This is a genomic window from Epibacterium sp. HA2-3 (genome assembly GCF_055693725.2).
In genome coordinates this window covers 189717-215110 of the sequence record NZ_JBVFUL020000002.1, presented here as the reverse complement: position 1 = coordinate 215110, position 25394 = coordinate 189717, and the positions used below count along the sequence as shown (strand labels likewise).

Annotated in this window: 31 protein-coding genes, 1 tRNA gene and 1 riboswitch; of the genes, 24 read left to right on the top strand and 8 right to left on the bottom strand. The window is 58.6% G+C overall.

Translation table 11 applies throughout. The features are described from left to right. Positions 1-148: 148 nt before the first annotated feature. The 3 genes from pgsA to ACZ1HH_RS15550 are packed head-to-tail and all read left to right on the top strand — an operon-like array spanning position 149 to position 1516. Entirely contained in the window at positions 149-820 is a 672-nt protein-coding gene (gene pgsA / locus ACZ1HH_RS15560) for a CDP-diacylglycerol--glycerol-3-phosphate 3-phosphatidyltransferase (protein ID WP_011537237.1), read from the top strand. Beyond that, the gene (gene moaD / locus ACZ1HH_RS15555; protein WP_011537238.1) at positions 820-1065 is read left to right on the top strand and encodes a molybdopterin converting factor subunit 1; all 246 of its coding nucleotides are present in this window, start codon (positions 820-822) and stop codon (positions 1063-1065) included. The genes pgsA and moaD overlap by 1 nt, the downstream gene beginning before the upstream one ends. Positions 1066-1069: 4 nt before the next feature. Further along, the gene (locus ACZ1HH_RS15550) at positions 1070-1516 is read left to right on the top strand and encodes a molybdenum cofactor biosynthesis protein MoaE (RefSeq protein ID WP_011537239.1); all 447 of its coding nucleotides are present in this window, start codon (positions 1070-1072) and stop codon (positions 1514-1516) included. 71 nt (positions 1517-1587) lie between these two features. On the opposite strand, the gene ACZ1HH_RS15545 is transcribed toward ACZ1HH_RS15550, so the two are convergent. Next, a tRNA-Thr gene (locus tag ACZ1HH_RS15545) sits at positions 1588-1663 on the bottom strand. Positions 1664-1893: 230 nt separating this feature from the next. After that, positions 1894-2808 carry a LysR family transcriptional regulator gene (locus tag ACZ1HH_RS15540; RefSeq protein ID WP_472635266.1) on the bottom strand — a complete coding sequence of 305 codons (915 nt, stop codon included), beginning with the start codon at positions 2806-2808 and terminating at the stop codon, positions 1894-1896. Between the two features lie 282 nt (positions 2809-3090). Between ACZ1HH_RS15540 and ACZ1HH_RS15535 the strand changes: the two genes are divergently transcribed. From ACZ1HH_RS15535 to ACZ1HH_RS15520, 4 genes are all read left to right on the top strand, one after another. Beyond that, on the top strand, positions 3091-4167 hold the full coding sequence (locus ACZ1HH_RS15535) for an extracellular solute-binding protein (protein WP_011537241.1): 1077 nt from the start codon (positions 3091-3093) through the stop codon (positions 4165-4167). Between the two features lie 68 nt (positions 4168-4235). Next, the gene (locus ACZ1HH_RS15530; RefSeq protein ID WP_472635265.1) at positions 4236-5345 is read left to right on the top strand and encodes an ABC transporter ATP-binding protein; all 1110 of its coding nucleotides are present in this window, start codon (positions 4236-4238) and stop codon (positions 5343-5345) included. Further along, complete coding sequence (locus ACZ1HH_RS15525; RefSeq protein ID WP_044026491.1) at positions 5345-6211, top strand: ABC transporter permease; 867 nt, start codon at positions 5345-5347, stop codon at positions 6209-6211. The genes ACZ1HH_RS15530 and ACZ1HH_RS15525 overlap by 1 nt, the downstream gene beginning before the upstream one ends. Beyond that, positions 6208-7068, top strand: coding sequence for an ABC transporter permease (locus tag ACZ1HH_RS15520; protein WP_011537244.1), 861 nt, complete (start codon positions 6208-6210; stop codon positions 7066-7068). The genes ACZ1HH_RS15525 and ACZ1HH_RS15520 overlap by 4 nt, the downstream gene beginning before the upstream one ends. Before the next feature lie 72 nt (positions 7069-7140). On the opposite strand, the gene ACZ1HH_RS15515 is transcribed toward ACZ1HH_RS15520, so the two are convergent. From ACZ1HH_RS15515 to ACZ1HH_RS15505, 3 genes are all read right to left on the bottom strand, one after another. Continuing rightward, a complete protein-coding gene (locus ACZ1HH_RS15515) occupies positions 7141-8691 on the bottom strand; it encodes a TRAP transporter large permease (protein WP_472635264.1) in 1551 nt (516 codons plus the stop codon). Next, the gene (locus ACZ1HH_RS15510) at positions 8688-9185 is read right to left on the bottom strand and encodes a TRAP transporter small permease subunit (protein ID WP_416369619.1); all 498 of its coding nucleotides are present in this window, start codon (positions 9183-9185) and stop codon (positions 8688-8690) included. The genes ACZ1HH_RS15515 and ACZ1HH_RS15510 overlap by 4 nt, the downstream gene beginning before the upstream one ends. A gap of 68 nt (positions 9186-9253) precedes the next feature. After that, the gene (locus ACZ1HH_RS15505; RefSeq protein WP_472635263.1) at positions 9254-10339 is read right to left on the bottom strand and encodes a TRAP transporter substrate-binding protein; all 1086 of its coding nucleotides are present in this window, start codon (positions 10337-10339) and stop codon (positions 9254-9256) included. Positions 10340-10540: 201 nt separating this feature from the next. On the opposite strand from ACZ1HH_RS15505, the gene ACZ1HH_RS15500 reads away from it, so the two are divergent. From ACZ1HH_RS15500 to ACZ1HH_RS15420, 17 genes are all read left to right on the top strand, one after another. Beyond that, a complete protein-coding gene (locus tag ACZ1HH_RS15500; protein WP_472635262.1) occupies positions 10541-11242 on the top strand; it encodes a GntR family transcriptional regulator in 702 nt (233 codons plus the stop codon). Between the two features lie 9 nt (positions 11243-11251). Further along, positions 11252-11917: a Crp/Fnr family transcriptional regulator gene (locus tag ACZ1HH_RS15495; RefSeq protein WP_472635261.1), complete on the top strand. Its 666-nt coding sequence runs from the start codon at positions 11252-11254 to the stop codon at positions 11915-11917. Positions 11918-12012: 95 nt separating this feature from the next. Beyond that, positions 12013-12225 carry a YgaP-like transmembrane domain gene (locus ACZ1HH_RS15490; RefSeq protein WP_472635260.1) on the top strand — a complete coding sequence of 71 codons (213 nt, stop codon included), beginning with the start codon at positions 12013-12015 and terminating at the stop codon, positions 12223-12225. A gap of 2 nt (positions 12226-12227) precedes the next feature. Then, positions 12228-12659: a YeeE/YedE family protein gene (locus ACZ1HH_RS15485; RefSeq protein ID WP_472635259.1), complete on the top strand. Its 432-nt coding sequence runs from the start codon at positions 12228-12230 to the stop codon at positions 12657-12659. Between the two features lie 4 nt (positions 12660-12663). After that, entirely contained in the window at positions 12664-13092 is a 429-nt protein-coding gene (locus ACZ1HH_RS15480) for a DUF6691 family protein (protein WP_011537252.1), read from the top strand. Between the two features lie 26 nt (positions 13093-13118). Next, positions 13119-14003 (top strand): MBL fold metallo-hydrolase, encoded by an 885-nt coding sequence (locus ACZ1HH_RS15475; RefSeq protein WP_416369613.1) that lies wholly within the window; start codon positions 13119-13121, stop codon positions 14001-14003. Positions 14004-14072: 69 nt separating this feature from the next. Continuing rightward, complete coding sequence (locus tag ACZ1HH_RS15470; RefSeq protein WP_011537254.1) at positions 14073-15839, top strand: SulP family inorganic anion transporter; 1767 nt, start codon at positions 14073-14075, stop codon at positions 15837-15839. An 89-nt stretch (positions 15840-15928) separates the two neighbouring features. Next, positions 15929-16032: riboswitch (TPP riboswitch) on the top strand. 43 nt (positions 16033-16075) lie between these two features. Next, a complete protein-coding gene (gene thiD / locus ACZ1HH_RS15465; RefSeq protein ID WP_472635258.1) occupies positions 16076-16879 on the top strand; it encodes a bifunctional hydroxymethylpyrimidine kinase/phosphomethylpyrimidine kinase in 804 nt (267 codons plus the stop codon). Then, the gene (locus ACZ1HH_RS15460; RefSeq protein WP_472635257.1) at positions 16876-17850 is read left to right on the top strand and encodes an FAD-dependent oxidoreductase; all 975 of its coding nucleotides are present in this window, start codon (positions 16876-16878) and stop codon (positions 17848-17850) included. Before thiD ends, ACZ1HH_RS15460 begins: the two co-directional genes overlap by 4 nt. Then, positions 17834-18028, top strand: a complete 195-nt coding sequence (gene thiS / locus ACZ1HH_RS15455; protein WP_487320502.1) for a sulfur carrier protein ThiS — start codon at positions 17834-17836, stop codon at positions 18026-18028. Before ACZ1HH_RS15460 ends, thiS begins: the two co-directional genes overlap by 17 nt. A 2-nt stretch (positions 18029-18030) precedes the next feature. After that, on the top strand, positions 18031-18801 hold the full coding sequence (locus ACZ1HH_RS15450) for a thiazole synthase (RefSeq protein WP_472635255.1): 771 nt from the start codon (positions 18031-18033) through the stop codon (positions 18799-18801). Then, a complete protein-coding gene (locus ACZ1HH_RS15445) occupies positions 18798-19394 on the top strand; it encodes a thiamine phosphate synthase (RefSeq protein WP_472635254.1) in 597 nt (198 codons plus the stop codon). The genes ACZ1HH_RS15450 and ACZ1HH_RS15445 overlap by 4 nt, the downstream gene beginning before the upstream one ends. Next, on the top strand, positions 19391-20347 hold the full coding sequence (locus tag ACZ1HH_RS15440) for a HesA/MoeB/ThiF family protein (RefSeq protein ID WP_472635253.1): 957 nt from the start codon (positions 19391-19393) through the stop codon (positions 20345-20347). The genes ACZ1HH_RS15445 and ACZ1HH_RS15440 overlap by 4 nt, the downstream gene beginning before the upstream one ends. A gap of 20 nt (positions 20348-20367) precedes the next feature. Further along, positions 20368-21303, top strand: coding sequence for an ABC transporter substrate-binding protein (locus ACZ1HH_RS15435; RefSeq protein ID WP_472635252.1), 936 nt, complete (start codon positions 20368-20370; stop codon positions 21301-21303). Beyond that, positions 21300-21977, top strand: coding sequence for a thiaminase II (gene tenA, locus ACZ1HH_RS15430; RefSeq protein ID WP_472635251.1), 678 nt, complete (start codon positions 21300-21302; stop codon positions 21975-21977). Before ACZ1HH_RS15435 ends, tenA begins: the two co-directional genes overlap by 4 nt. Next, positions 21974-22702 carry an ABC transporter ATP-binding protein gene (locus ACZ1HH_RS15425; protein WP_472635250.1) on the top strand — a complete coding sequence of 243 codons (729 nt, stop codon included), beginning with the start codon at positions 21974-21976 and terminating at the stop codon, positions 22700-22702. Before tenA ends, ACZ1HH_RS15425 begins: the two co-directional genes overlap by 4 nt. Further along, positions 22699-23436, top strand: a complete 738-nt coding sequence (locus ACZ1HH_RS15420; protein WP_472635249.1) for an ABC transporter permease — start codon at positions 22699-22701, stop codon at positions 23434-23436. Before ACZ1HH_RS15425 ends, ACZ1HH_RS15420 begins: the two co-directional genes overlap by 4 nt. Positions 23437-23543: 107 nt before the next feature. On the opposite strand, the gene ACZ1HH_RS15415 is transcribed toward ACZ1HH_RS15420, so the two are convergent. Genes ACZ1HH_RS15415 through ACZ1HH_RS15405 form a run of 3 tightly spaced genes read right to left on the bottom strand, consistent with a single transcriptional unit; the run spans position 23544 to position 25386 of the window. Beyond that, positions 23544-24083: a biotin transporter BioY gene (locus ACZ1HH_RS15415; protein ID WP_472635248.1), complete on the bottom strand. Its 540-nt coding sequence runs from the start codon at positions 24081-24083 to the stop codon at positions 23544-23546. A gap of 39 nt (positions 24084-24122) precedes the next feature. Next, complete coding sequence (locus ACZ1HH_RS15410) at positions 24123-24713, bottom strand: energy-coupling factor transporter transmembrane component T family protein (protein ID WP_472635247.1); 591 nt, start codon at positions 24711-24713, stop codon at positions 24123-24125. Beyond that, positions 24706-25386: an energy-coupling factor ABC transporter ATP-binding protein gene (locus tag ACZ1HH_RS15405; RefSeq protein WP_472635246.1), complete on the bottom strand. Its 681-nt coding sequence runs from the start codon at positions 25384-25386 to the stop codon at positions 24706-24708. Before ACZ1HH_RS15405 ends, ACZ1HH_RS15410 begins: the two co-directional genes overlap by 8 nt. Between the last annotated feature and the right edge of the window lie 8 nt (positions 25387-25394).

Sequence of the window (25394 nt, the reverse complement as noted above, 5' to 3'; positions counted from 1 at the left end):
GCCCTTGATGAGACCCTCGCCCGAGGCGCCCTACGGCGGCCTCGGTCCAGAGTTTCACGCACTACGGCCTGCGGCAGAAGTGGCGAAGATCATCCCACGCGCGAATTGTCCCTTCCCGACAGTCGAACCAGACTGTAGGAATGCGCTTATGATCTGGAATTTGCCCAATATCCTCACGGTCCTGCGGCTGCTGGCGGCGCCAGCGCTGGCGGTGATGTTTCTGTTTTTCAGTCGCCCTCATGCGGATTGGTTTGCGCTGGTTTTATTTGTGGGGGCGGCGATCACCGATTGGTTCGACGGTTATCTGGCCCGCAGCTGGAAGCAGGAAACCAAAATGGGCGCTATGCTCGACCCAATCGCGGACAAGGCGATGGTGGTGATCGCGCTCATGATCCTCGTGGGATACTCGACCTCGCATTGGACGGCCTGGCTGGTTCTACCCGCCACGGTGATCCTATTTCGAGAGGTATTTGTATCCGGCCTCAGGGAGTATCTGGGCGACACGGCAGGCTCTCTCAAAGTCACCAAACTCGCCAAGTGGAAAACGACGGCGCAGATGATCGCGATTGCAACATTATTTTCACAGGGCATATTTGAGCACCACCTCGGCATGGGTGGGTTTGGCATGGATGCGCAGATGGTGAATGATGTGCTCAGCGGGGTCATCGAGGACACGCAGGGGCTTAGGTTCTACTTCGAGGGCATGATCTGGTCGGGCCGTATCGGCCTGTGGCTGCTCTGGATTGCGGCGGCCCTGACGCTCATCACCGGGTTTGATTATCTGAAAAAGGCTCTGCCATATCTGAAGGAGACGCGCTGATGGATGTTCTCTATTTTGCATGGGTGCGCGAGCGCATCGGCTTGCCCAAGGAAACGGTCGAGACCTCTGCCGTGACGGTGGCGGAACTGGTCGAAGAGCTGAAGGCGCGCGAGGAGCGTTATGCTGCAGCCTTTGCGGATCTGTCGGCGTTGCGCGTGGCACTGGACCAGGAGCTTGCGGAGTTTGATGCGCCTCTGGAGGGCGTACGAGAGGTGGCGTTTTTTCCGCCGATGACCGGAGGCTGAGTCGATGCGGGTGGTTGTGCAGGAGGCGCCGTTTGATTTTGCTGCAGAAGCCGAAGCGTTTGCACAAGGTGCAAAAGGAGCTGGGGCCGTGGTCACTTTCACCGGCGTAGTACGAGAAGCCGACGGTGGTGCCATGGCGGTGATGGAGATTGAGCATTATCCGGGCATGACCGAAAAAGCGCTGGCCAACATCGCGTCAGACGCTGCCACGCGCTGGGAGCTGACCGATGCGCTGGTAATCCACCGCCACGGTCGCCTGGCGCCCGGAGATCAGATCATGATGGTCGCGACGGCCGCCCGTCACCGTGTTGCTGCCTTTGAGGCTGCAGAATATCTGATGGACTACCTCAAATCCCGCGCCCCGTTTTGGAAGAAAGAAATCCTTGAAGACGGCTCTGCGGATTGGGTCGAGGCCAAGAACTCCGATGAATCCGCGCTCTCGCGGTGGTGATTTATTCCAAAATACAATGTGCAGGGCCTCTCAACTGAGGCTCACTTCGCGTTTGGCAATTTTGATAAGAATGGTGCCCCCACACGGACTCGAACCGCGGACCTACTGATTACAAATCAGTTGCTCTACCAGCTGAGCTATAGGGGCACTCCGCACTATATGTCTGCAACTGACGCGCTGGGTTGTACGTCAAATCGCATCCGGTGCTGAGCGCGAGGACCACATCCTCGCTGTGGGCAGCGTTTATCCTGCGGGATTTGAAAACACAAGATCCATTCTGCGCAATTTCATCGAGTTTTTCACCTGTTCCCGGAACGATGCTCCGTCAACGAAGATCCCGGAAGAAATTTGCGATCTGCGGACCGGAGCATGCGAGATCAGGTCCCGGTCAGAGCGTAAGGCTCAAGGCTTTTTTCAAAGAGCCCGAGGAACTCAAGGGTGAGAATTGACGTGGGCGTATGGCGCGGCCAGACCAGAGAAAGCTGGTGCGTGATATTGGCAGAAAAGGGGCGAAAGCTGACGCCTTTGCCGATGTATTCTTGCGCATCAAGTTCGCTTACGACCGAGACACAGACCCCTTTGGAAACCAGTTCACATGCGCAGGTGAACTGCCGGGTCTCAATGAAATTGTCCATCGCAATGCCTTCCGCATCAAGGATGTCGCGCAGGCGCAGGTAGAACTCACTGCCAAAGCGATCATGGGCAATGCGCTCTCCTGCCAGGTCCTCGGGGTGGATGATGGACTTGGCTTCGAGAGGGTGGCCTTCGGGGAAAATGCAAACACATCGAATGGGGATCGTCTTGCTGTCCAGCGCGTGATGTGAGCGAAATCCATCCGTGATGCCACAGTCATATTGCTCACCGATGACCCAGTCGAGAATCCGCTCGGGGCGGTCCGGTTCGATCGTAAGGGTGGTTTTGGGGCGCGCCGCCAGGAAATCGGCCACCACACCTGGCAAGTGACTCGTGGAGAATCCGGGCAGGCAGGCGATCTTCAGATGGCCGCTGGTACCATCCTGAATGTTCTGGCGCAGGTTTCGGATTTGGCCCATGGCCCCAAAGATCCGCTGAATCTCTGGCAAGAGGTACTGTGCCTCACGTGTGAGCGTGAGCCGGCGTCCGCTGCGAGAAAAAAGCGGGTATCCAAGTTCTTTGGACAGATCTGACAGCAGCCGACTCACCGCAGGCTGAGAGATGTTCATCGCCTTTGCGGTCAGGCTCATCGTCCCACTTTCTGCAAGAATATTAAGGGCTTGAAGCTGTCTGATGCGAATCGGTTCGTCCCCAATCATCCCGTTATCCTCTCACCCAAAGTCACTTGTCCTGACCCAATCATAATGCAGCATTATATGTAACAGAAATAATAATGTTGAATTATACATTCGACTGCGGCACGCTTCGAAAAAGAGCGAACAGCCGACTCTGCCGAGGGTCGGCTGGCGTCAACAAGGGAGCGTGCTGCGTTTTGATCTGCCGGAAACAGATGTCAGGGATCTTGACCTGCTTTGCGGTGCGCTTGGGCCATCAGCGCCTGTGCTTTTGGTCGCCAACGACAACAGAAGGGGAATTTCACCATGACAGATAAGCTTGCGCAATTCAGCCGTATCGCGGTGGTCACAACCGCGATGGCAACACTACCGATGATGGCAGGGGCGGAAACGCTGCGCCTTCTGACTTGGGGCGGCTACGCGCCCGAGGACGTCATTGCGAAATTCGAAGAAGAAACCGGCCACACAGTCGAAGTGACCACCTCGAACAACGAAGAGATGATCGCAAAGTTGCGCGCCACCAATGGCGGCGGTTTTGATCTGGCCCAGCCGAGCCAGGACCGCATCACCAGCGCGCAGGAAGAGTTCGGCATCTACAAGCCGATCGATATGTCCCGCATCAATGCGGATCTGTTCATTCCGTCGATGCTGAGCGCGACCGCTGCAAACACGACCTTTGAGGGTGAAGTCTACGGCGTACCGCATGTCTGGGGCACCAGCGGTCTTGTGGTGAACACCGAGATGGCCGGCAATGTGCAGGACTACAGTGATCTTTGCGACGACTCGGTTGCAGGCAAGGTTTCTTATCGTTTGAAGCGCCCGACTCTGATTGGTTTCGCCTATTCCATGGGTCTGGACCCGTTTGCGGCCTATGGCGATAGCGCTGCTTATCAGGGGATCCTCGATCAGGTCGAAGCGAAACTCACCGAGTGTAAAGCCAACGTCAAAACCTATTGGGATGGTGGCGACGAGATCAAAAACCTGCTGCGCTCCGGCGAAGTTGTGGCGTCCATGGCCTGGGATACCGGTGGCTGGCAGCTCAACGCTGACAACCCCGATATCACCTTTGTTGCACCAAAGTCCGGTGCGCTGGGTTGGATCGACACCTTTGTTCTGCCTGCCCGTGGCCGTGCAGATGATGCGGCCTATGACTGGATCAACTTTGTGATGCGCCCGGAAATCGCGGCGATGATCACCAACACCGCCGGGAACTTCACTGCAGCGGTTGATGGTGATGCAGCTGTCGATGCGGACCTCAAAGCGCGCTACCAGAGCAGCTTTGACCAGCAGGCGATCGACAACATCAAGTGGTATCCCCCGGTGCCCGCAGGTCTCGAAGCGATGGAAGGGGCAAGCCTCGACCGGATCAACGCGGCCAACTAATCGCACCCACAAAATTCAGTGGAGGGCACCCGTTGCAGGGTGCCCTTTCTCAATCACGAGGTTACAACTTGACAGACTCTCACCCCGATTTGGAATGCCGCGATCTGGTAAAAGACTTCAGCGATTTCAGAGCTGTAGACCGTGTCAGCTTTGAGGTGCCTCAAGGCTCCTTTTTTTCCATTTTAGGCCCCTCGGGCTGCGGAAAAACAACGCTGCTGCGAATGATTTCGGGATTTCAATCCCCGAGCAGCGGCGATCTGCGGATCAAGGGCAAGTCCATGATCGGCGTGGCGCCGAACAAGCGCCCCGTGTCGATGGTGTTTCAGCATCTGGCGCTGTTTCCCACGATGAACATTGGTGACAACGTCGGGTTTGGTCTGCGTCAACGTGGCGTCGGCAAGGCGGAAATCAAAACGCGTGTGGAGCAAGTTCTGGAGCGCGTGGGCCTTCCGGGGGTGTCTGCGCGTCGTGTCGATCAGCTCTCTGGCGGCCAGAAGCAGCGCGTAGCCATCGCCCGTTGTATGGTGCTAGAGCCAGACGTCCTGTTGCTGGACGAACCTCTCGGGGCGCTCGATCTTAAGCTTCGCGAACATATGAAGGTGGAGCTGAAGGCGCTGCAGGCCGAGTTCAACACGACCTTTGTCTACATCACCCACGACCAATCCGAGGCTCTGGTGATGAGCGACAACATCGCCGTGATGAACAAGGGGCGCTTTGAGCAAATCGGAGCGCCTCATGAGGTCTATCACCATCCCTCGACCGCCTTCGTGGCCGGATTTGTGGGGGACGCGAACAAATTTGATGCCAAGCTCAAATCCAAAAATGGAGCGATGCTGACCTTTGAGACCCCGACCGGTGCGCAGATGCGGGTTGAGGCTGCAAACTCTGATCTGAGTGAAGGCCAGCGCGCGCAGATCTTCCTGCGTCCGGAGGCAATCGCGCTTTCACCCACCACAAACGAAGGCGACGATGCCGCGAATGTCAGCCCCGGTGTCGTCGAGACGGTACTCTTCAATGGCGCTAACAGCACGGTGAGCGTGCGCGGTGCGGCGGGTGAGCTTCTGAAAGTCGCGTTGCCGCAGACTGGCGATTTTGCCACCCTGCAAAAAGGGGACAAGCTGTTCACCCGCTGGCGCCCAACGGATGCGCGTTGTTTTGCTGCGGTGGAGGCGGGATGATGACCTCCGACGCCTCCCGTTTGGGGTTCTACCTGCTGCTCGCCCCGATCCTGTTGTGGCTGGTGGTGCTGATCATCCTGCCCCATGTGGGGCTCTTTCTGGTGTCGATCAGCGAGAAAGTGGGCCCGCGCGAGTATGAAACCGGCTTTGGGAATTACGCGGCGTTTTTTACCGAGCCGCTCTATTGGCGCACCTTTGCTCGCACTGCGATCATGTCGATCCTTGCCACTGCGCTGACCTTGGTACTTGGATTTCCAATCGCCTACTACATTGCCAAGCTTACCCGCGGGCGCACTAAAACAGTTCTGTTTCTGATGTGCATGATCCCGTTCTGGGTCTCAGAGCTCGTGCGCACCTTTGGCTGGATGATCCTGTTGCGCGAAACGGGCGTGTTCTCCAATGCCCTGCAATCTCTTGGTCTCGTGAGTGGCCCGGTCGAGATGCTCTACAATGATGCAGCAATCATGGTGGGTCTCGTCTACACGTCGATCCTTTTTATGGTTGTGCCACTTGTGACAACGCTCGACAGCCTCGACGACAGTCTGATCGAAGCGGGATATGATCTGGGGGGCACCAGCACCTCCATCATGCGCGAGATCGTCATCCCTCACGCGATGCCGGGGATCGTTTCAGGCTGTATCGTTGTGTTCATGCTTTCGCTCGGGAACTATCTCACCCCGATCCTGCTGGGCGGGAAAGACAGCCTTTGGTTCACGGGCATGATCTACACGCAGTTCATTACCCGGTTTAACTGGGAGCTCGGTTCGGCCTTTGGCTTCTTGCTGCTGGCGCTGTCGTCGCTGGTGGTTTTCCTTGGTCTGAAACTCTCGGGCCAGACACTCTCTAAAACGATGGGGCGCTCATGATACCTACTGTTCCCCAGCCCGGCTTCGCCAAATGGTGCTACCGGGCCTACGTCACCGCGTTCTTCATTTATCTTGCGTTGCCACTGACCGTGGTTTGCGTCTTTGCCTTCAACAACAGCGTTTTCCCATCGCTGCCGTGGGAAGGTTTCACGCTGGCATGGTTTTTTGGCAATGAGGCGCCATTCATCGGCGTGTTCAACGAACGCTCCATTCTGCGCTCCATTGGAACGTCTGGTTTTGTCGCGCTCTGGGTCTCCGGGCTCGCGGTGGCGGTTGGCACTTGCAACGCCTTTCTGTTCGTCCGCCATGAATTCCGCGGCAAGGCACTGCTCTACATGCTGATGCTGATGCCGCTGATTATCCCCGGCGTGATCCTCGGGATCTCCATTCTGGTGTTTTCGAGTTCTGCTGCAAACGCGCTGGAGGATGCGACGGGCATGTGGTTTGACGGGCTGCGCCCGGGGTTGCCGCTGGTGATCCTTGGTCAGTTCTCCTTTATCACCACCTTCGCAACCCTGGTGATCACCGCGCGTCTTCAGAAGTTCGACCCGAGCCTTGAAGAAGCCGCCTTGAACCTTGGCGCAAGCAAATGGGGCGCAATACGGCAGATCACATTGCCGTTCCTTTTGCCTGCTATCGTGGCATCGGCAGTCGTGTCGATCCTCATGAGCTTTGAGAATTTCAACACCACCTTGATGCTGGTGGGCTCGGACTCGCCGTTGACCATCACGATGTTTGACAAGCTCAAACAGGGCTCGACGCCGGTTCTGAATGCCGTCTCCTTGCTGCTGATCATTATCTCAGCTGTACTTGGCCTTCTGTCGCTTCTGTTTCAGAAACAAAAGCCCGGCAGCTGACCAAAGCGAGAAACAAAAAACGCCGGGGTGGATCTTGCCCCGGCGTTTTGCTTTTGTCGTCATGGTTGTTCGTCAGAAGATGGCCTCGGGAAGCCATGTGGCCAGACCGGGGATGAACCAGACCAGGATCACTCCAAGCACCTGCAAACCTATGAAGGGGATGACGCCCTGATAGATATGGCGCGTTGTGATCTCCTTTGGGGCGGCTCCTCGCAGGTAAAACAGCGAAAAGCCGAAGGGTGGTGTCAGGAAGGACGTCTGAAGGTTAATCGCGATCAAGATCCCGAGCCAGACCGGATCATGTCCCATCAGGATCAAGGTTGGCGTCACCAGTGGCAAGACGATTACGGAGATCTCGACAAAGTCGAGAAAGAATCCCAGCACAAATATAAACAACATGGAGAACAAGAGCGCCCCAGAGGGACCGCCGGGCAACTCGCTCAGGATATGCGCAACGCGGTCCTCTCCTCCAAGGCCAATGAAAACAAGAGAGAACATGCTCGCTGCGAGCATGGTGGCAAAGATCATCGAGGTCATGGTGGCCGTAGAGGTGACCGCATCATGCAGGATGCGCTTCTTCAGACCCGCGCGCAGAGACAGGAGCACCGCAATGGCGCCGGCAGCTGCGAGCAGCGCATAAATCAAGCCTATCACCAGATCCATGCTGCTCAGATCGTTGCGCTGCAGGCGGACGGGGTGCAGGCCCGACAAGATGCCGAGGGCAATCAGCGCGCCCGCGCCAAGCAAGATGCTGCGAAGCGGGCCTCCGGTCCTGAGACCAGCCATCAACAACGCGCCGATGGCTCCGACCGAGGCGGCCTCGGTCGGGGTGGCAACGCCACCAAGGATCGCGCCCAGCACGGCAAAGATCAAAAGGATCGGGGGCACCACCGCCCGCAACACTTCGGTGCGATGAGGTCGCGCAATGCCAGCCGGAGCCGAAGGCATGTCCTCGGGGCGCAGAAGGCCCCGGATCAGGATATACAGAAGATAAAGTACCACCAGTACAAGCCCTGGGATCAGGGCCGCGGCAAAGAATTGGCCCACTGACAAGGCTTCGACAGCGAACTTTCCCTGTTCGTATTGGGCCTGTTGATAGGCGTTGGACATAACATCGGCGAGGATGATCAGCAGCGTCGAGGGTGGAATGATCTGTCCCAGCGTGCCCGCCGTGCAGACGATGCCCGAGGCGACTCTTGGGTCATAACCAGCCCGCAACATCGCCGGCAGCGCGATCATGCCCATTGCGACAACGGTTGCGCCCACAATGCCGGTGGACGCCGCCAGAAGCGCTCCAACCAATACAACGGAAATTCCGAGACCGCCTTTGAGCTGCCCAAAAAGACGCCCCATCGTGTCCAGAAGCTCTTCTGCGATACGGCTCTTTTCGAGGATTGCACCCATCAGCACAAACAGCGGAATGGCGATCAGCACCTCATTGCTCAGAAGTCCAAACACCCGCTGGCCAAAGGCGCCAAGGAGCGAAATATCCATCACCCCCAGCATCCAGCCCAGATAGGCAAAAAATACAGCGATGCCCGCAATCGAGAAGGCGACCGGAAATCCCATGAGTATGGCCGCCATCAAGGCGGCAAACATGATCAGGTCGAGGGAGGAAGTCATCGGCGATCACTTTCAAAGAGCAGGCGGATCAGTAGGGAGAGCGATTGCAGCATGACCAGCACGCAAAACGCGGGGATCAGGGATTTCAGCAGAAAAACCGCTTCGATGCCGCCTACTGCGAGCGGTCCTTCAAGGATCGACCAGGAATTGCGCACCGACGGCCAGGACCAATAGAGAAGGGCGGTCATGGACGGCATCAGCAGGAACAGGTGCCCAAAGACATCGACGCGGCGTTGCCCGGCCGGGCTCAGGCCTGCAAAAAACACGTCCACACGCACATGTTTGTCCACGAGCAGCGTGTAACCCGCCGCCAGCATAAAAAGCGCAGAGTGCATATAGAGCACGCTCTCCTGTGCCGCGATAGAGTTCACACCAAAGACATATCGCCCCACGACGATGGCGAATTGAACCAGAACCATCAGCAGCGCCAACCAGCGGATCACATGCGCAAGCCCGCGATTGATGCCATCCAAAGCATCGGCAACCCGTATCATCCTGCCCCCTCTTTCAAGAAAAAAGCCGGCGCTCGGTTATTATGAGCGCCGGCAGATTGGTGTCGTAATCAGTAGCCCATAACCGAGGCGCGGGCGTTCATCTGGCCGTTGTCGGCATAGGTCATGTAGCCGCCCACACTGTCGCGATAGCTGATAAAGCTCTCGGTGATACGGCGCACAAGTTCGTCTTCGTCTTCGCGCAGCTCAGAGATGACTTCTGCTGCTGCGGTGCCCATGGCCTCGATCACGTCGGACGGGAACATCTTGACCTGAACGCCGTCCTCTTCGACCATTTTCTTCAGCGCCAGTGCGTGCTTGGTGGTGTATTCCGTCCAGACCGGATTGTAGAGGCTTTCGCAGGCCAGCGAGACAACCTGTTTGAGATCATCCGGCAGTTCGGCAAAGACGTCAGCGTTTACCCCGCATTCCTCGGCAGAAGAGGGTTCACCCACGCCGGGCCAGTAGTAGTTCTTGGCGACCTGGTAATAGCCAAGTGCGCTGTCGGTCCAGGGGCCGATAAACTCGCCTGCGTCCAATGCACCCGTTTGCAGGCCTTGGAACATGGCCGGTCCGCTGGTGGCTTCGGCTGCCATGCCGAGTTTCGACGCCATTTCGGAGGCAAGGCCCGTGGTGCGGAACTTCAACCCCTTCAGGTCTTCGACGGAATTGATCTCGGTTTTGAACCAGCCGCCCCATTGCGGGCCGGAGTTACCGCAGAGGAAAGGCTTGATACCAAAGCGGCCATACATCTCGTCATAGAGCGCCTGACCGCCACCATGGTAGAGCCAGCCAAACTGCTCGTCTGCGCGCAGGCCAAAGGGCTGCGAGCCAAAAAGCAAAATGCCCTTGGATTTGGACCCCCAGTAGGCCGGAACCGCATGATAGAGCTCTGCCGTGCCTTCGGAGACCGCATCAAAGACGCCGCGCCCCGGCACAAGCTCGCCTGCAGCGAAGAGTTTGACCTCAATACGTCCGCCCGACAGCGTTGTGATGCGGTCTGCCAGCATCTGTGCGGCAACCCCCGGCCCCGGCAGGTTCTTGGGCCAGGCTGTGACCAGCTTCCATTGCATCTTTCCTTGGGCAATCGCCGGGCTCGCCAAGGCTGTGGCGGCTGCGCCCATGGCACCAGTCTTGAGAAACGCGCGTCTTTGCATGTGTCCAGTCCTCTGTCGGTAGGTCTGCGATCTGGCGCGCGCCGGATGCAGACTCGGTTTTGTTTTGTAGGTGCTTTACTTTAATATGTAGGTACATATTGTTGTCAATCTTCCTCGCACCCTTTAGCCAAGGCAATCTGGACAAGCAGGGGCTTGCACAATTATCAGGCAATGGGTGGCGGTTGACCTTGAGGGTGGCAGATGGTGGAGAAGCGACGACATTCCTGGATGGAGATCCGGGACAGTATTCGCAGCATGATCTTGAACTCGACCTATGGGCCGGGAGACAAGCTGCCGCGCGACGAGGAATTCGCCCTGCAATTTGGCTGCGCGCGCTCAACGGTTCATCGGGCAATGCGCGATCTGGCGCAGAGCGGGGTGGTCGAGCGCAAGCGCCGTGGTGGCACCACCGTCCGGCGGGATCCGGTCACGCGGGCGACCTTGGACATCCCGATCACCCGGCTCGAAGTGGAGCGACGGGGGAGCCAGTATCGGCACCGTTTGCTGCGCAAATCGGTCCAGCCGACCCCGCCTGCGATCATGGCTAACTTTGCTCTCTCTGAACCCCGCGACATGTTGCGGGTCGAGGCGCTGCATCTTGCGGATAACCGCCCCTACATCTTTGAAGATCGCTGGATCTGCCTAGAGACAGTTCCCGAAATCGCCGACGTGGACCTGACACGGGAGAACGCCAATGAATGGCTGGTGCGCAATCGTCCCTACAGCCGCTGCGATCTGCGTCTCTATGCCCGCAAAGCCACCCCGAGCGATCAGGACGTCCTGCAAAGCCATGACGGCGACGCGTTGTTTGTGATGGAGCGCACAACCTGGATCGGTGCTGCGCCGATTTCCAGTCTGTGCGCCGTGGCTCATCCCGGCTATCAATTGTTCACCCAAGGATAGAACACTGTCATGCAGATCGCAGATTGGACCGCGCATTTTCAGGGCACCCGAGCCTTGCCCGATGCCACCCGTACCCGCCTCGAACGGGTGAGCCATGCGCAGACCTACAAAAAAGGGCAGGAAGTCTTTGGTCCGGCCAACCTGCCGGACAGTCTGCTGTTTCTGCTCAAAGGGACCATCAGGGTCTCGCAAAGCTCGGACAATGGCCGCGACATCGTGCTCTACCGTGTGGATGCGGGTGAAAGCTGTGTCCTGACAACCGCCTGCATGCTCGCTGAGGAGGCCTATAACGCCGAGGGCATTGCCGAAACCGATGTGACCGTCATTCAGCTCCCGAAGTCTACTTTTGACCAATTGGTGGCCGAGGAACCCGCATTTCGCTCCTTTGTGTTTGCAGCCTATTCACGCCGGCTCATTGATCTGCTGCGGGTGGTGGATGATGTGGCCTTCGGGCGCATTGATGTGCGCCTTGCCGACCGACTCCTGACACTCGCGGGCGCAGATAGTGAAATCGCGGCGACGCACCAGCAGATTGCCAGCGAATTGGGAACCGCTCGCGAGGTAATCTCGCGGGTGCTGCACGACTTTCAAAAGCGGGAAATGATCAGCCAATCTCGAGGGCGCATCACCATATTGAACCGCGCCGCATTGCGCGCCATGGCCGCGAGCGTCTGAGGCTGCAGCCACCAAAAACCGCTTGGGTGACAATATCACTGAAGCTGACGCGCCAACCGGTTAGATTTTGGTCAACGATCTAATTGGAGAATGGCATGGCGATGAATGTCGGAACACTTGACCGGATCTTGCGCGCGGCACTGGGGCTGGGACTCTTGTATCTTGCGCTGATGAGCGACCTTGCGCTCTTTCAAAGCGCTATCGTGCGATACGGCGTAATCGCGGTTGCTGTGGTAATGCTGGTGGTGGCGATGACGCGGGTCTGTCCCCTCTACACCATCTTTGGTCTCAAAACCTGTCGGAGATAAAAATGCAAACTGACTTTACGCCTGTGTTGTCATTTGGGGGCGGGACCTTGATTGGCCTGGCAGCCGTTCTGCTGATGCTCGGACTGGGCCGCATCTTGGGGGCAACAGGAATTCTGTCGGGCACAGTCTTTGTGACTTCGCGAGAAGAACTGTCTTGGCGCGTCGCGCTCATACTCGGCACGCTGCTCGCGCCCGGAGCGATTTATTTCGCCACCGGCGTGATGCCTGCCATTTCGGTTCCCTCAAGTCCCGCCATGATCGTCATTGGCGGCGTGATTGTTGGCTTCGGCGCAAGCCTTGGTTCTGGCTGCACATCCGGGCATGGCGTTTGCGGCCTCTCGCGGCTTTCGCTGCGCTCTATCGTAGCGGTCCCCACCTTCATGGCAACCGCGGCCATAACCGTATTCCTGATCCGTCACGTTTTTGGAGGCTAACAAGATGCGATTTATCTATACTGTTCTGACCGGCCTTGTCTTTGGCGTCGGGATCGCGCTCTCTGGGATGATGAATCCCGCCAAAGTTCTGAATTTCTTTGATATTGCAGGGGGGTGGGATCCAAGCCTCGCCTTTGTGATGGGCGGCGCGCTTACCATCACATTTATCGGCTACCGGTTGGTCTGGCGCCGGCAGGCACCGCTTTTTGAGGGGCGCTTTCAGATCCCTTCTTCGACCTTGATCGACTCAAAACTGGTGGGGGGTGCGGCGCTCTTTGGGGTTGGCTGGGGCATCGCCGGCTTTTGTCCTGGTGCGGCGATCCCGGCCCTGGGCACCGGCCGCTGGGAGGTCGCGCTGTTCCTCCTCGCAGTCATTGGCGGTTTTTTTCTGCGCCGTCTTCTTTCAAACTTGCCCAGTAACGTCACCTCTTAATCCACATGCTATCCGGAGCGGATTCTATGGCCCATTACCCTGTGAATATGGACGTCAAACCCGAGGTTCAGGCTTTCTTTGACGAGGCTACAAACACGATCAGCTATATCGTAAAGGATCCCGCGTCGTCCGCCTGCGCCATCATCGACAGCGTGATGGACATCGACTATGCGGCGGGGCGGATCACCTATGAGCATGCCGATGCATTGATCGATCACATCACGTCGCAGGGGCTAAAGCTGGAGTGGATCATCGAGACCCATGTTCATGCGGATCACCTCTCGGCCGCGCCCTACATCCAAGAGAAGCTGGGCGGTAAGATCGCAATCGGTGCCAAGATCATGGTGGTGCAGGACACTTTCGGCAAGATCTTCAATGAAGGCACGGAGTTTCAGCGCGATGGCTCCCAGTTCGACCGACTGCTGGAGGACGGCGACACCTATATGATCGGCTCGATGCAGGCTTTTGCGATGTATACGCCCGGTCACACGCCCGCCTGTATGGTACATGTGATGGGAAATGCAGCCTTTGTCGGCGATACGCTGTTTATGCCCGATGGCGGCTCTGCCCGCGCGGATTTCCCCGGCGGTGACGCTGGAACCCTGTATGACAGCATCCAAAAGGTGCTGGCGCTGCCGGACGAGATGCGGCTGTTCATGTGCCACGACTATGGCCCGAACGGGCGAGACATCGCGTGGGAGACTACGGTGGGCGACGAAAAGGCCCATAATATCCACGTTGGCGGCGGCATCTCGAAGGAGGAGTTTGTCAAATTCCGCACCCAGCGGGACGCGCAGCTTGATATGCCGAAGCTCATCATTCCATCCCTGCAGGTCAACATGCGGGCAGGCGAGGTGCCCACCGACAAAGACGGGCATCCCATGCTCAAGGTGCCTCTGAATGGCCTCTGATCTTCGCATCACCATCGCGTAGCGGGCCCTGCCCGGGCGCGATTGGCTGCATAAGGAACCCAAAGAAGAATGCCGAGCTTTCGCCAATATTTCCCCATCCTCGTATGGGGCCGGGACTACGACAAATCCGCCCTGTCGAATGATCTCATAGCGGCGGTGATCGTGACGATCATGTTGATCCCGCAGTCGTTGGCCTATGCCCTTTTGGCGGGATTGCCGCCCGAAGCCGGGATCTATGCCTCCATCGCGCCTATCCTGCTCTATGCGGTTTTTGGCACCAGCCGGGCGCTTGCGGTTGGTCCGGTTGCGGTGGTGTCGCTGTTGACAGCATCTGCTGTGGGGCAAGTGGCCGAACAGGGCACGGCGGGGTATGTCGTCGCGACCCTCACGCTGGCCTTCTTGTCGGGGAGCTTTCTGGTCCTGATGGGGGTGCTCAAACTTGGCTTCATTGCCAATTTTCTGAGCCACCCGGTCATCGCGGGTTTTATCACCGCGTCGGGTATTCTAATCGCGACAAGCCAGATCAAACATATCCTCGGCATTCGTGCCGAAGGTCATACCTTGCCGGAGATGCTCTATTCGATCGCGCTGCGTCTGGGCGAGGTAAACTGGATCACCTTGTTGATCGGAGCCAGCGCGACAGGCTTTCTATTCTGGGCTCGCAAACACCTGAAGCAGACACTGCATGGCATGGGGACGCCGCCGCTCTTGGCGGATATTCTGAACAAGGCGGGGCCAGTGGCGGCCGTCGTCACCACGACTGTGGTTGTCTGGGGATTTGACCTTGCTGAGAAGGGCGTCAAAATCGTGGGTGAAGTACCCCAGGGCTTACCACCGCTCACGATGCCGGGCTTTGCTCCCGATCTGATCGGAGCGCTTCTGGTGCCCGCGATCCTGATTTCCATCATCGGTTTTGTTGAGTCTGTTTCCGTGGCGCAAACTCTTGCCGCCAAGCGACGCCAGCGCATTGACCCGGATCAGGAGTTGATCGGCCTCGGCGCGGCCAATTTAGGGGCCGCCTTTACCGGGGGTTACCCGGTAACAGGCGGCTTTGCACGGTCGGTTGTGAACTTTGACGCTGGCGCCGAGACGCCGGCTGCAGGGGCCTTCACGGCCATCGGGTTGGCCCTTGCCGCCGTGGCCCTCACCCCGTTGGTTTATTACCTGCCGATCGCGACACTGGCGGCGACCATTATCGTGGCTGTGCTGAGCCTCGTCGACCTGTCGATCCTCAAAAAAACCTGGACCTATTCGCATGCTGACTTCATCGCTGTTGCGGCCACCATTCTTTTGACCCTGGGACTCGGTGTCGAAATCGGTGTCGCCTCAGGCGTCATCCTCTCTGTGGTCTTGCACCTCTACAAGACCTCTCGCCCCCATGTGGCGGAGGTTGGGCTGGTGCCCGGCACCCAGCATTTTCGCAACATCGACCGTCACAACGTCCAAACGGACCCCCGTTTGGTGTCGCTGCGCGTCGATGAAAGCCTCTACTTCGTCAACGCCCGATTTCTCGAGGACCTGATCCAGAAACGCGTCACCGAAGGCTGCGCGATCAAGCATGTGGTGCTTATGTTTTCGGCGGTGAACATGGTGGACTATTCTGCGCTCGAGAGCCTCGAAGCCATCAATCACCGCCTAAAGGACATGGGCGTTGGTCTCCACCTTTCCGAGGTCAAAGGCCCCGTGATGGATCGCCTTCAAAGATCTGATTTCATTGACGAAATGAACGGAAAGATCTTCCTTTCTCAATATGAGGCCTGGGCCAATCTGACCGCGGGGGCGCAACAGGGCGCTGCGGACACAGGGCAGGGCGACCAGCTGCGCTGCGGCGCATGAGCCTATCTTGTTACAAGAGATCGTTGCACATAACGCGCGCCATGAGAGCGGGTGCGTTTGACTCCACGCGCCACAGTTGCTAGCTGAACAGCGAACCGTTGGGGTGCCTCCTGGAGGCTGAGAGGCGTGCATGCGCTAACCCATCGAACCTGATCCGGGCAATACCGGCGTAGGGAACGGTCTACTGATGTGCGGACTCTCTCTTTGCCGGTGCCCCTATTTATGGGAGCATTGTAGTGGCGCATATCGCATTGACCATCGCAGGATCTGACAGTGGCGGCGGGGCTGGTATTCAGGCGGACCTCAAGGCCATGTCCGCGCTTGGCGTTTACGGTGCCAGCGTGGTTACGGCCATCACCGCCCAGAACACCCGCGCCGTGACGGCGGTGCATTCAATCCCGCTAGAGGTCATCTCGGCTCAGATTGAGGCTGTTCTGAGCGATCTTGATGTGCGCGCGATCAAGATTGGAATGCTCGCTACCCCGGGCATAATCGGCTGTGTCCATGAGGCGCTCGGCGCATTTTCGGGGGAAATCGTCCTTGATCCGGTGATGATTGCCAAATCCGGTGATGCGCTGCTTGCTGCGGATGCGGTCGACAGCCTTCGAAAGGAGCTTGTGCCACGCGCCACTGTTTTGACCCCGAACCTGCCCGAGGCGGCGTGCCTGTTGGATCAACCGGTTGCGCAGTCGACTGATGAGATGATCTCGCAAGGTCTCGCACTTTGCGAGCTGGGGGCACAGGCTGTGCTCATGAAAGGCGGTCATGGGGCAGGGGAGATCTGCGAAGATATTCTTGTGTCGGGGGGCGAGGTCCGCGCATGTTTCCGTGCGCAGCGCCAGCACACAAAAAACACCCATGGCACCGGCTGCACCCTTTCCTCTGCCATTGCCGCTGGCCTCTCCAAAGGCCTGACGCTTCCAGAAGCCGTGCAGGAGGCGCATGAGTACCTTCAAGGCGCAATTGCCCATGCGGATGCGCTGGCCGTGGGTCATGGTCACGGCCCTGTCCATCACTTCCACGCCTTCTGGTCCGCATGATGCTCTATTCTGTCATCGGAGCGGGTGTCGCTGGGCTCGCAGTTGCCACGGAACTGGTAGCGCGCGGCGCAAGGGTGCAGGTCTTTGACCCCGCCGGTCCGCCCGGCGCCCATGGGTGCTCGTGGTGGGCAGGGGGCATGCTTGCCCCTTGGTGCGAATACGAAAACGCCGAAGAGCCGGTCTTGCGGCTGGGGCAAGAGGCAATCCAGTGGTGGCAGGACAGAACCCAAGTCACCCATCGCGGCACTTTGGTGGTGGCCGGGCGGCGCGACATTCCGGATCTGCGCCGCTTTGCTCGCCGCACCGAAGGGTTTCGTCAGATCGACCACGACATCACGGAACTGGAACCCGATCTCGGTGGCTTTTCGCAGGCCCTCTTTTTTGAAGAAGAGGCTCATCTGGACCCGCGCCGGGCGCTTGCGGATCTCTATGAGGGGCTAATGCAAGAGGGCGTGGTTTTTCATGCTGAGTGCGCGCCGGATGATCTTGAAAATGTGATTGATTGCAGAGGCTTGAAGGCGCGCGATTGCCTGGCGGATCTACGCGGTGTTAAGGGTGAAATGCTGGTCATCCGCTGCCCGGATGTGACGCTGACGCGACCTGTGCGACTGCTGCACCCGCGGATCCCTCTCTACGTTGTGCCGCGTGGAGACGGCCTCTATATGCTCGGCGCAACCATGATCGAGAGCGAAGACCGCGCCCGTGTTACCGCGCGCTCGATGCTTGAGTTGCTCAGCGCGGCCTATGCGCTGAACCCGGGCTTTGGAGAGGCGGAGATCCTCGAGATCGGCGTCGATCTGCGCCCTGCATTTCCCGACAACCTGCCACGGATCCGCCGGTTGAAGGGGCGGATCTATGCCAATGGGCTTTATCGGCACGGGTATCTTCTTGCGCCCGCGTTGGCGCGTGGCGTGGCGGATCTGGTGCTCAACAACATACATTCGGAGATGGTTGATGAAGATCACTGTTAACGGCGCGGCGGTGGAGGTCACGGCCACCACGCTCGCGGCGCTGCTGGAAGAACGCGGATTTTCGGGACGGGTCGCAACGGCAGTCAATGAAACCTTTGTACCGGTAGCGCAGCGCGCGACGCAGCCCCTGAGCGATGGCGACCGGATCGAAATCCTTGCACCGATGCAGGGGGGCTGAGCATGAAGAGCTTTTACGGCGTTGAGCTGCCCAATCCTCTGATGCTGGGCACCGCCCAATATCCAAGCCCTGCGGTTCTGGAACAGGCCTTTCGCCAAAGCGGAGCCGGGGTGGCGACAGTTTCGCTACGCCGCGAAGGGGCCGGGGGGGCGGGTGCGTCCTTTTGGAAGCTGATTGCGGATCTTGGCGTGCATATTCTGCCCAATACCGCCGGATGCCACACCATCAAAGAAGCTGTGACCACAGCGCATATGGCGCGCGAGGTTTTTGACACGAACTGGATCAAGCTTGAACTGATTGGCCATACCGACAGCCTGCAACCGGATGTGTTTCAACTGGTGGAAGCGGCGAAGATCCTCACCGGGGAGGGCTTCAAAGTCTTTCCTTACACCACCGAGGACCTGATCGTTGCCGAGCGTCTTCTGTCGGCAGGTTGCGATGTGCTCATGCCATGGGGCGCGCCGATCGGGTCCGGCAGGGGGCTGAACAACCCTTATGCCCTGCGCGCGATGCGTGCGGAGTTTCCCGAGGTTCCCTTGGTGATCGATGCGGGCATTGGACTGCCGAGCCACGCCGCGCAGGCGATGGAAATAGGCTTTGACGCGGTGCTGCTGAACACGGCCGTTGCGCGTGCCGGTGATCCTCCGATGATGGCACGCGCGATGATGGCAGCAATTGAAGCCGGACAACTGGCGCATGCGGCTGATCCGATCGAGGCGCGCGATATGGCCGAAGCCTCGACACCTGTGATTGGAAAGGCGTTTTTGTCATGACGCTCGATCGTTTCTATCCGATTTTTGACGCCGCCGATTGGCTGCAGCGGATGCTGCCATTGGGCGTCAAGCTGGTGCAATTGCGCATCAAGGATCAGCCCATCGACGTGGTTCAGCAGCATATCGCACGGTCCCGCGATCTCTGTCGTCAGCATGACGCGGTGCTCGTTGTGAACGATTACTGGCAGCTTGCAATCGAGCTGGGCTGCGATTGGGTCCACCTTGGCCAGGAGGATCTCGATGATGCAGATCTGAAAGCCATCCGCGCTGCCGGTCTCAAACTGGGTGTTTCCACCCACGATGAGGATGAGCTTGATCGCGTGCTTGCACTGTCACCGGAGTATGTGGCTCTGGGACCGGTCTACCCGACCATCCTGAAGCAGATGAAATGGCACGAGCAGGGTCTGCCGCGGGTGCGCGAATGGAAAACCCGGATCGGCTCTATCCCGTTGGTCGGCATTGGCGGCATGTCGGTCGAGCGCGCGCCCGGGGTATTTGAGGCCGGCGCCGACATCGTTTCTGTGGTCACCGATATTACCCTCAACGCTGATCCCGAAGCGCGGGTGCGGCAATGGGTCGAGGCCACGCGATGAGCCGCTACGCTCGCCAGATGATGCTGCCCGAGGTGGGGGCTGCGGGGCAGGCGCGTCTCAGCACTGCGCGCGTTCTGGTGGTAGGGGCAGGGGGTCTCGCTGCGCCGGTTCTGCCGCTCTTGGCGGGGGCCGGGATCGGACATATCACGCTGATCGACGGCGATGTTGTGAGCCTGTCCAATCTGCATCGCCAGACCTTGTTTCAAGAAACCGACTGTGGCCGTCCCAAAGCCGAGGTCGCCGCGCAGCGCTGCAGCGCGCTCAACAGTGAAATTGAGATCGTCGCGGTTGCACATGCGCTCACTCCAGCCAATGCGCCGCTCGTTCTTGCAGATGTGGATCTCGTGCTCGATTGTGCGGACAGCTATGCCGTGAGCTACCTCCTGAGCGATCTCTGCCATGCCCAGAAGACTCCGCTTATCAGCGCTTCGGTGCTGGGGTCAGGCGGATATGTTGGCGGTTTTTGCGGTGGGGCGCCTTCCTTGCGGGCGGTGTTCCCCGATGCCCCCGACAACGGTGCCAGCTGTGAAACCGCAGGTGTCTATGGCCCTGTGGTTGGAATGATTGGCGCGCTGCAGGCTCAGATGGCGCTCAATATTCTCTTGGAACATGTGCCCTCGCCTCTGGGCCAAATGGTACAGCTGGATTGTCGCAGCTATCGCTCGACGACCTTTCGTTTCGACCATGCGCCCGAACCCGAGGTGAGCTTTCCATTTGTAGCCATAGAAGAGCTACAGGCAGACGATCACATCATCGAGTTGCGCGCAGATGCGCCACTGCTTCACCCTCAGGCCAAGCGATCGGACCCAGAGATGCTGTTGCAGACCCTGCCCAATCCCCAAAAACGTTTGGTGCTGTGCTGCGCAACGGGTCTGCGGGCCTGGCGCACGGCAGAAAGAATTCACCCCATCTGGCCGGGCGAGATCGTTCTCGTCGCGGCCTCCGCATCCTAAGGACAGGAAGGACGCTTACTATGAAGACGCTCATCGCAGCGCTGGCCATGCTGGCCGCCACCCCCGCTATGGCGCAGGATAGAATGACATTGCTCTTGGATTGGTTCGTCAATCCCGACCATGGCCCGATCATTATTGCCGAGGAAAACGGCTATTTCGCCGAACAGGGCCTCGAGGTCGAGGTTGTCGCTCCAGCAGACCCATCGGCCCCCCCAAGGCTCGTGGCTGCGGGTCAGGCGGATCTGGCCGTTTCTTATCAACCGCAACTTCACCTTCAGATCCACGAAGGCCTGCCTCTGAAACGCGTCGGCACCTTGGTTGCAACACCTCTGAACTGTCTTCTGGTGCTAAAGGATGGCCCAATTCAGGATCTTTCAGACCTCGCCGGCAAGAAAATCGGCTTCTCCGTGGCCGGTGTCGAAGAGGCCGTGCTGCAAGCGATGCTGGGCCAGCATGGTGTCTCCTCTGACGACATTGAGATGATTAATGTGAACTTCTCTTTGTCGCCCTCTCTGATGTCGGGGCAGGTTGACGCAGTCATCGGTGCTTTTCGGAACTTTGAGCTGAACCAGATGGAGATCGAAGGCGTCGAGGGGCGGTGTTTCTACGTCGAAGAGGAAGGTGTGCCTTCCTATGACGAACTGATTTATGTCGCCAATCCAGAGCGGACGGACACGGATAAAATCGCGCGTTTCCTCGCTGCAACGGAAAAGGCGACCCAGTATATCGTGAACAACCCCGAGAAAAGCTGGGAAATCTTTGCGGCGACCTCGACCGAGCTGCAGGACGAATTGAATGCACGTGCATGGGTCGACACGCTGCCTCGCTTTGCGCTGCGCCCGGCCGGGTTTGATGCGGGTCGCTACACACGGTTTGAGGCCTTTCTCAAAGACAGCGGCATGATCGACAGCCTGAACCCCGTAGACGCCATCGCAATCGACGTGACTGCCCCATGAGCGAACCCTATGGCAAGGCTTTCTCCTTGATGCGCGCAGAGGCAGAACCGGCGTGGCGGGCGTATACCCACCATGCCTTTGTCGAAGGGCTCAAAGCCGGAACCCTGCCGCGAGAGGCGTTTCTGCATTATTTGCAGCAGGACTATGTGTTCTTGATCCACTTTTCACGCGCTTGGGCGCTTGCGGTTGTCAAATCTGAAACCCACAGCGAGATGCTGGCGGCCGTTGGCACAGTGAATGCGTTGGTCGCTGAGGAGATGCAGCTCCATATCGGCATATGCGAGGCTGCGGGGATTTCGCAGGAAGCGCTGTTCGCCACTCGCGAACGGGCCGAGAACCTCGCCTACACGCGCTTTGTGCTGGAGGCGGGATACAGTGGGGATCTGCTCGATCTGCTTGCGGCGTTGGCGCCTTGCGTGATGGGTTATGGCGAGATCGGAAAGCGCCTGACCGCCGAGGCGACCTCGACGCTCTACGGGGACTGGATCGACACCTATGGCGGTGACGACTATCAGGCAGCCTGCAAGGCGGTCGGAACTTTGCTTGACGACGCACTCGAGCGTCGGTTGGGTGCAGAGTTCACCTCGTCGCCGAGATGGTCCCGCCTGTGTCAGACGTTCCACACTGCAACAGAGCTTGAAGTCGGCTTCTGGCAAATGGGACTCACGCCATGAGCCTTGCGCCCAGCATCACGATCAAGGGATCGGCGTCGATTGACGGCACGGCTCTGTTTGCGCCGGTGTCGCTCACGTTGGATGCTGGGCGCTGGACCTGCCTTTTGGGCGGGTCAGGCGTTGGAAAATCAACGATCTTGCGGCTGGTCTGTGGTCTGCCAACCGGTGCGGAATTTCATGGCACCATAACGACCAGCGACGGGGGCGCACTCCCGTCGCGGGTGGCTTACATGGCCCAGGATGACCTGTTGCTGCCATGGGCAACAATCCGCGAAAACGTCCAACTGGGTGCGCGCCTTCGCGCAGAACCGACGGACCATCTGGACCTCGACGAGATCCTGGCGCGGGTCGGGCTGTCTGATCACGCCACCAAGCACCCCGCGGAGCTGTCCGGCGGCCAGCGGCAGCGGGCGGCCTTGGCGCGCACTTTGGTAGAAGACAAGCCCGTTGTGCTCTTGGATGAGCCGTTTTCGGCGCTGGACGCCCAGACAAGGGCCTTGATGCAAGAGCTGGCGGTCGAGGTGCTGCAGGACAAGACTGTTTTGATCGTGACCCATGACCCATCTGAGGCTGCGCGGCTCGGGCACCAGATCGCCATCATGACACCGAACAAACTGATGACATGCCCGCCGCCCGCCACTTCTGTTCCCAGACCGGTGGAGGCGTTGGAAACGCTCAAATGCCAGGCAGCCTTGATGAGGCTTTTGCGAGGGCAGGGCGCATGAAGCCATGGCCTGTTCTTGCTGCAACCGTTTTTGCTCTGTTCTTGTGGCAGGCCATCGTGAGCCTGACGGGTTTGCCCAAATTCATTTTGCCCGGCCCAGTGATTGTCGCACAGGCGTGGTGGGACAATCTCGCAGTCATTGCCGAAAACACACTTGTCACCGCAGCGGAGGTGCTGATCGGGCTGGTGATCGGTGTGGCGCTCGGCGTCCTGACCGCGCTCCATCTGGCGACATCGCGCACTGCGCGTCTGCTGGTGCAACCAATCCTTGTTTTCACCCAAGCGTTACCTGTTTTTGCGCTGGCGCCGATCCTCACGCTCTGGCTCGGCTTTGGCCTGTGGTCGAAAATTGCGATGGCGGTACTGATTATCTATTTTCCGGTCACGGCCTCGTTTTTCGATGGTTTGATGCGGACGCCGCAAGGGTATCTTGATCTGGCGCGCACGATGCAGGCCACGCCCTTGCGCGTTCTGTGGCATATCCGCGTGCCTGCGGCCTTGCCATCACTGGCATCGGGCATTCGGCTCGCCGCGGTCTATGCGCCCATCGGAGCCGTCATCGGAGAATGGGTCGGTGCGTCTCGTGGACTGGGGTATCTGATGCTCTTGGCCAATGGACGGGCCAAGACGGATTTGATGTTTGCCGCTATGCTTACGCTGGGCGTGTTTTCAGTCCTGCTACATCTGGCCGTGCGCCGGCTCACCCGAGATCTGGGACGTCATGTTCGGTCATAAGAACGCTGTAGTTCTGAGTTAACATAACTACCATTATAGGATTTCGTGTATCTCAAATGCGATCATAGCTATCGCGCCCGCGGGTAAGCCCCTCAGGCGCGCATTGTTCAGAGATTCGGCATCGCTTTGCGAACTTCGCGTGCGATCAAAACAGTGAGCACTGCTTTGATGAGGTCTCCGGGCACAAATGCAAGTGATCCGGCAAGAGCCTGAGAAAGCGAGATTTCTGCCACCTGTGCGAGCCACGGGACACCCAGCAGGTAGATCACTCCGACGCCACCGATCAGGACATAGATCAGCGATAGCACAAACCCCGGCTGGCCCGTGTGTCTGTCAAAGAGAAAGCCGATCATAAAGGCACCGATGGGGAATCCGATCAAGAAGCCGCCGGAGGCGCCAAAGAACACGCCCGCGCCACCTCGGCCCCCCGACAGAAGCGGCAGACCCACGGCCACCAAAACGAGAAACAACACCACGGCCAAGCCGCCGCGTTTGGCCCCCAAGAGTGCCCCGGCCAGCATGACGCCCATGGACTGCGCGGTGATTGGTACTCCGCCTGCCATCGGGATGGTGATCTGAGGCACAACGCCGAGGGCTGCAATAATCGCCGCAAAGAGCGCGATCAGAACGATGTCTTTGGTGGCCATATGAAAGGCTCCTTTATGTCGGTGTGACAGTGTTTTGCTTTAGAACCCGCGCGCGTCGATGGCGTCTGAAATCTCTTCGGACATGCGCAGCGTGCGAATAATCGAGGGAATGGCGATGGCAAAGAGACTGCGATCTAGGCCGCGGGCACTCTGGGCCTCGCGGACGTCCTGAACCACAGTTGTGAGCACGGGAATGAACCGCAGCGTGAGCGAGATCGCGAGGCTGATGCCTTTGGTCCGAAGGCCTAGTCTCTGAAGCGGCCTGAGTCCCGCTTCGATGCCATCTATCATATCGCTGGATCTGGTCGTCAGCGTCAAAAGCCCTGCCATCATCAACAGAACCGCAAGCCGTATGACCACGAACAGTCCCAGTTGCCAGCTATTGAACAGGATCTGCGCCAGAAAGATCAGCGCAAAAATCCAGAGCGCCGGACGGATTTGTTGCCACGCCCGAGAGAGCGGCAGGTCCGCCACAAGGTAGAGCGCAAGTGTGAGGCATAACCAGCCGAGCGTGAGCAGAATATGATCCACAGCGAAGAGCAAGGTGCCCGAAACTGCCAGCGCGAGGATCTTCCAACCTGGCCCCAACCGGTGCAAAACGGAGCGCCCATCGACATAGAGGTCAAGCATCGCGCATCGCCTCCACATAGCGTTCGAGTGCTGCATTCGGCACGTCATCCGCAAAGACCCGGCCCTGTTCAAAGACGATCACGCGGTCAAACTCCCGAATGAGGTCAAGGTCATGAGTCACCATGATTGCGGTTTGCTCGAGTGCGCTGATTGCCTGCGAAATTCGCAGCGTGTTGCGCAGATCAAGCAGCGTCGTCGGTTCGTCGAGCACCACATACTCAGGCTCCATCACAAGCACGCCCGCAATCGCTAGAAGCTGCTTCTGCCCTCCGCTCAATGTATGCGCGGGCTGTTTGCGCATCTCTTGCAAGCCATAGCGCTCGAGCACCGCAGTGACCTTCGCGTCACGTTCTTTTGGGGGGACACCAAGGTTTTTGAGGCCAAAGGCCACGTCTTCCTCGACGATGGGAAACACGATCTGATTATCGGGGTTTTGAAACACGAACCCCACGCGACGACGCAGTTTGCGGCCTTCTGTGCGGGTGTCTTGGCCATCCACGCACACCCTACCCGAGCTCGGCAAGCGCAAACCGTTCAGCAAACGTACAAAGCTGCTTTTGCCACTGCCATTGCTTCCCACGATGGCAATTCGCTTTTCGCGCAGCGTGAGGTTGATGTCGCGCAGGATCGGCCGATCATCCAGTGTCAGGCTGACATCTTGAACTTCGATCATAGGTTTCG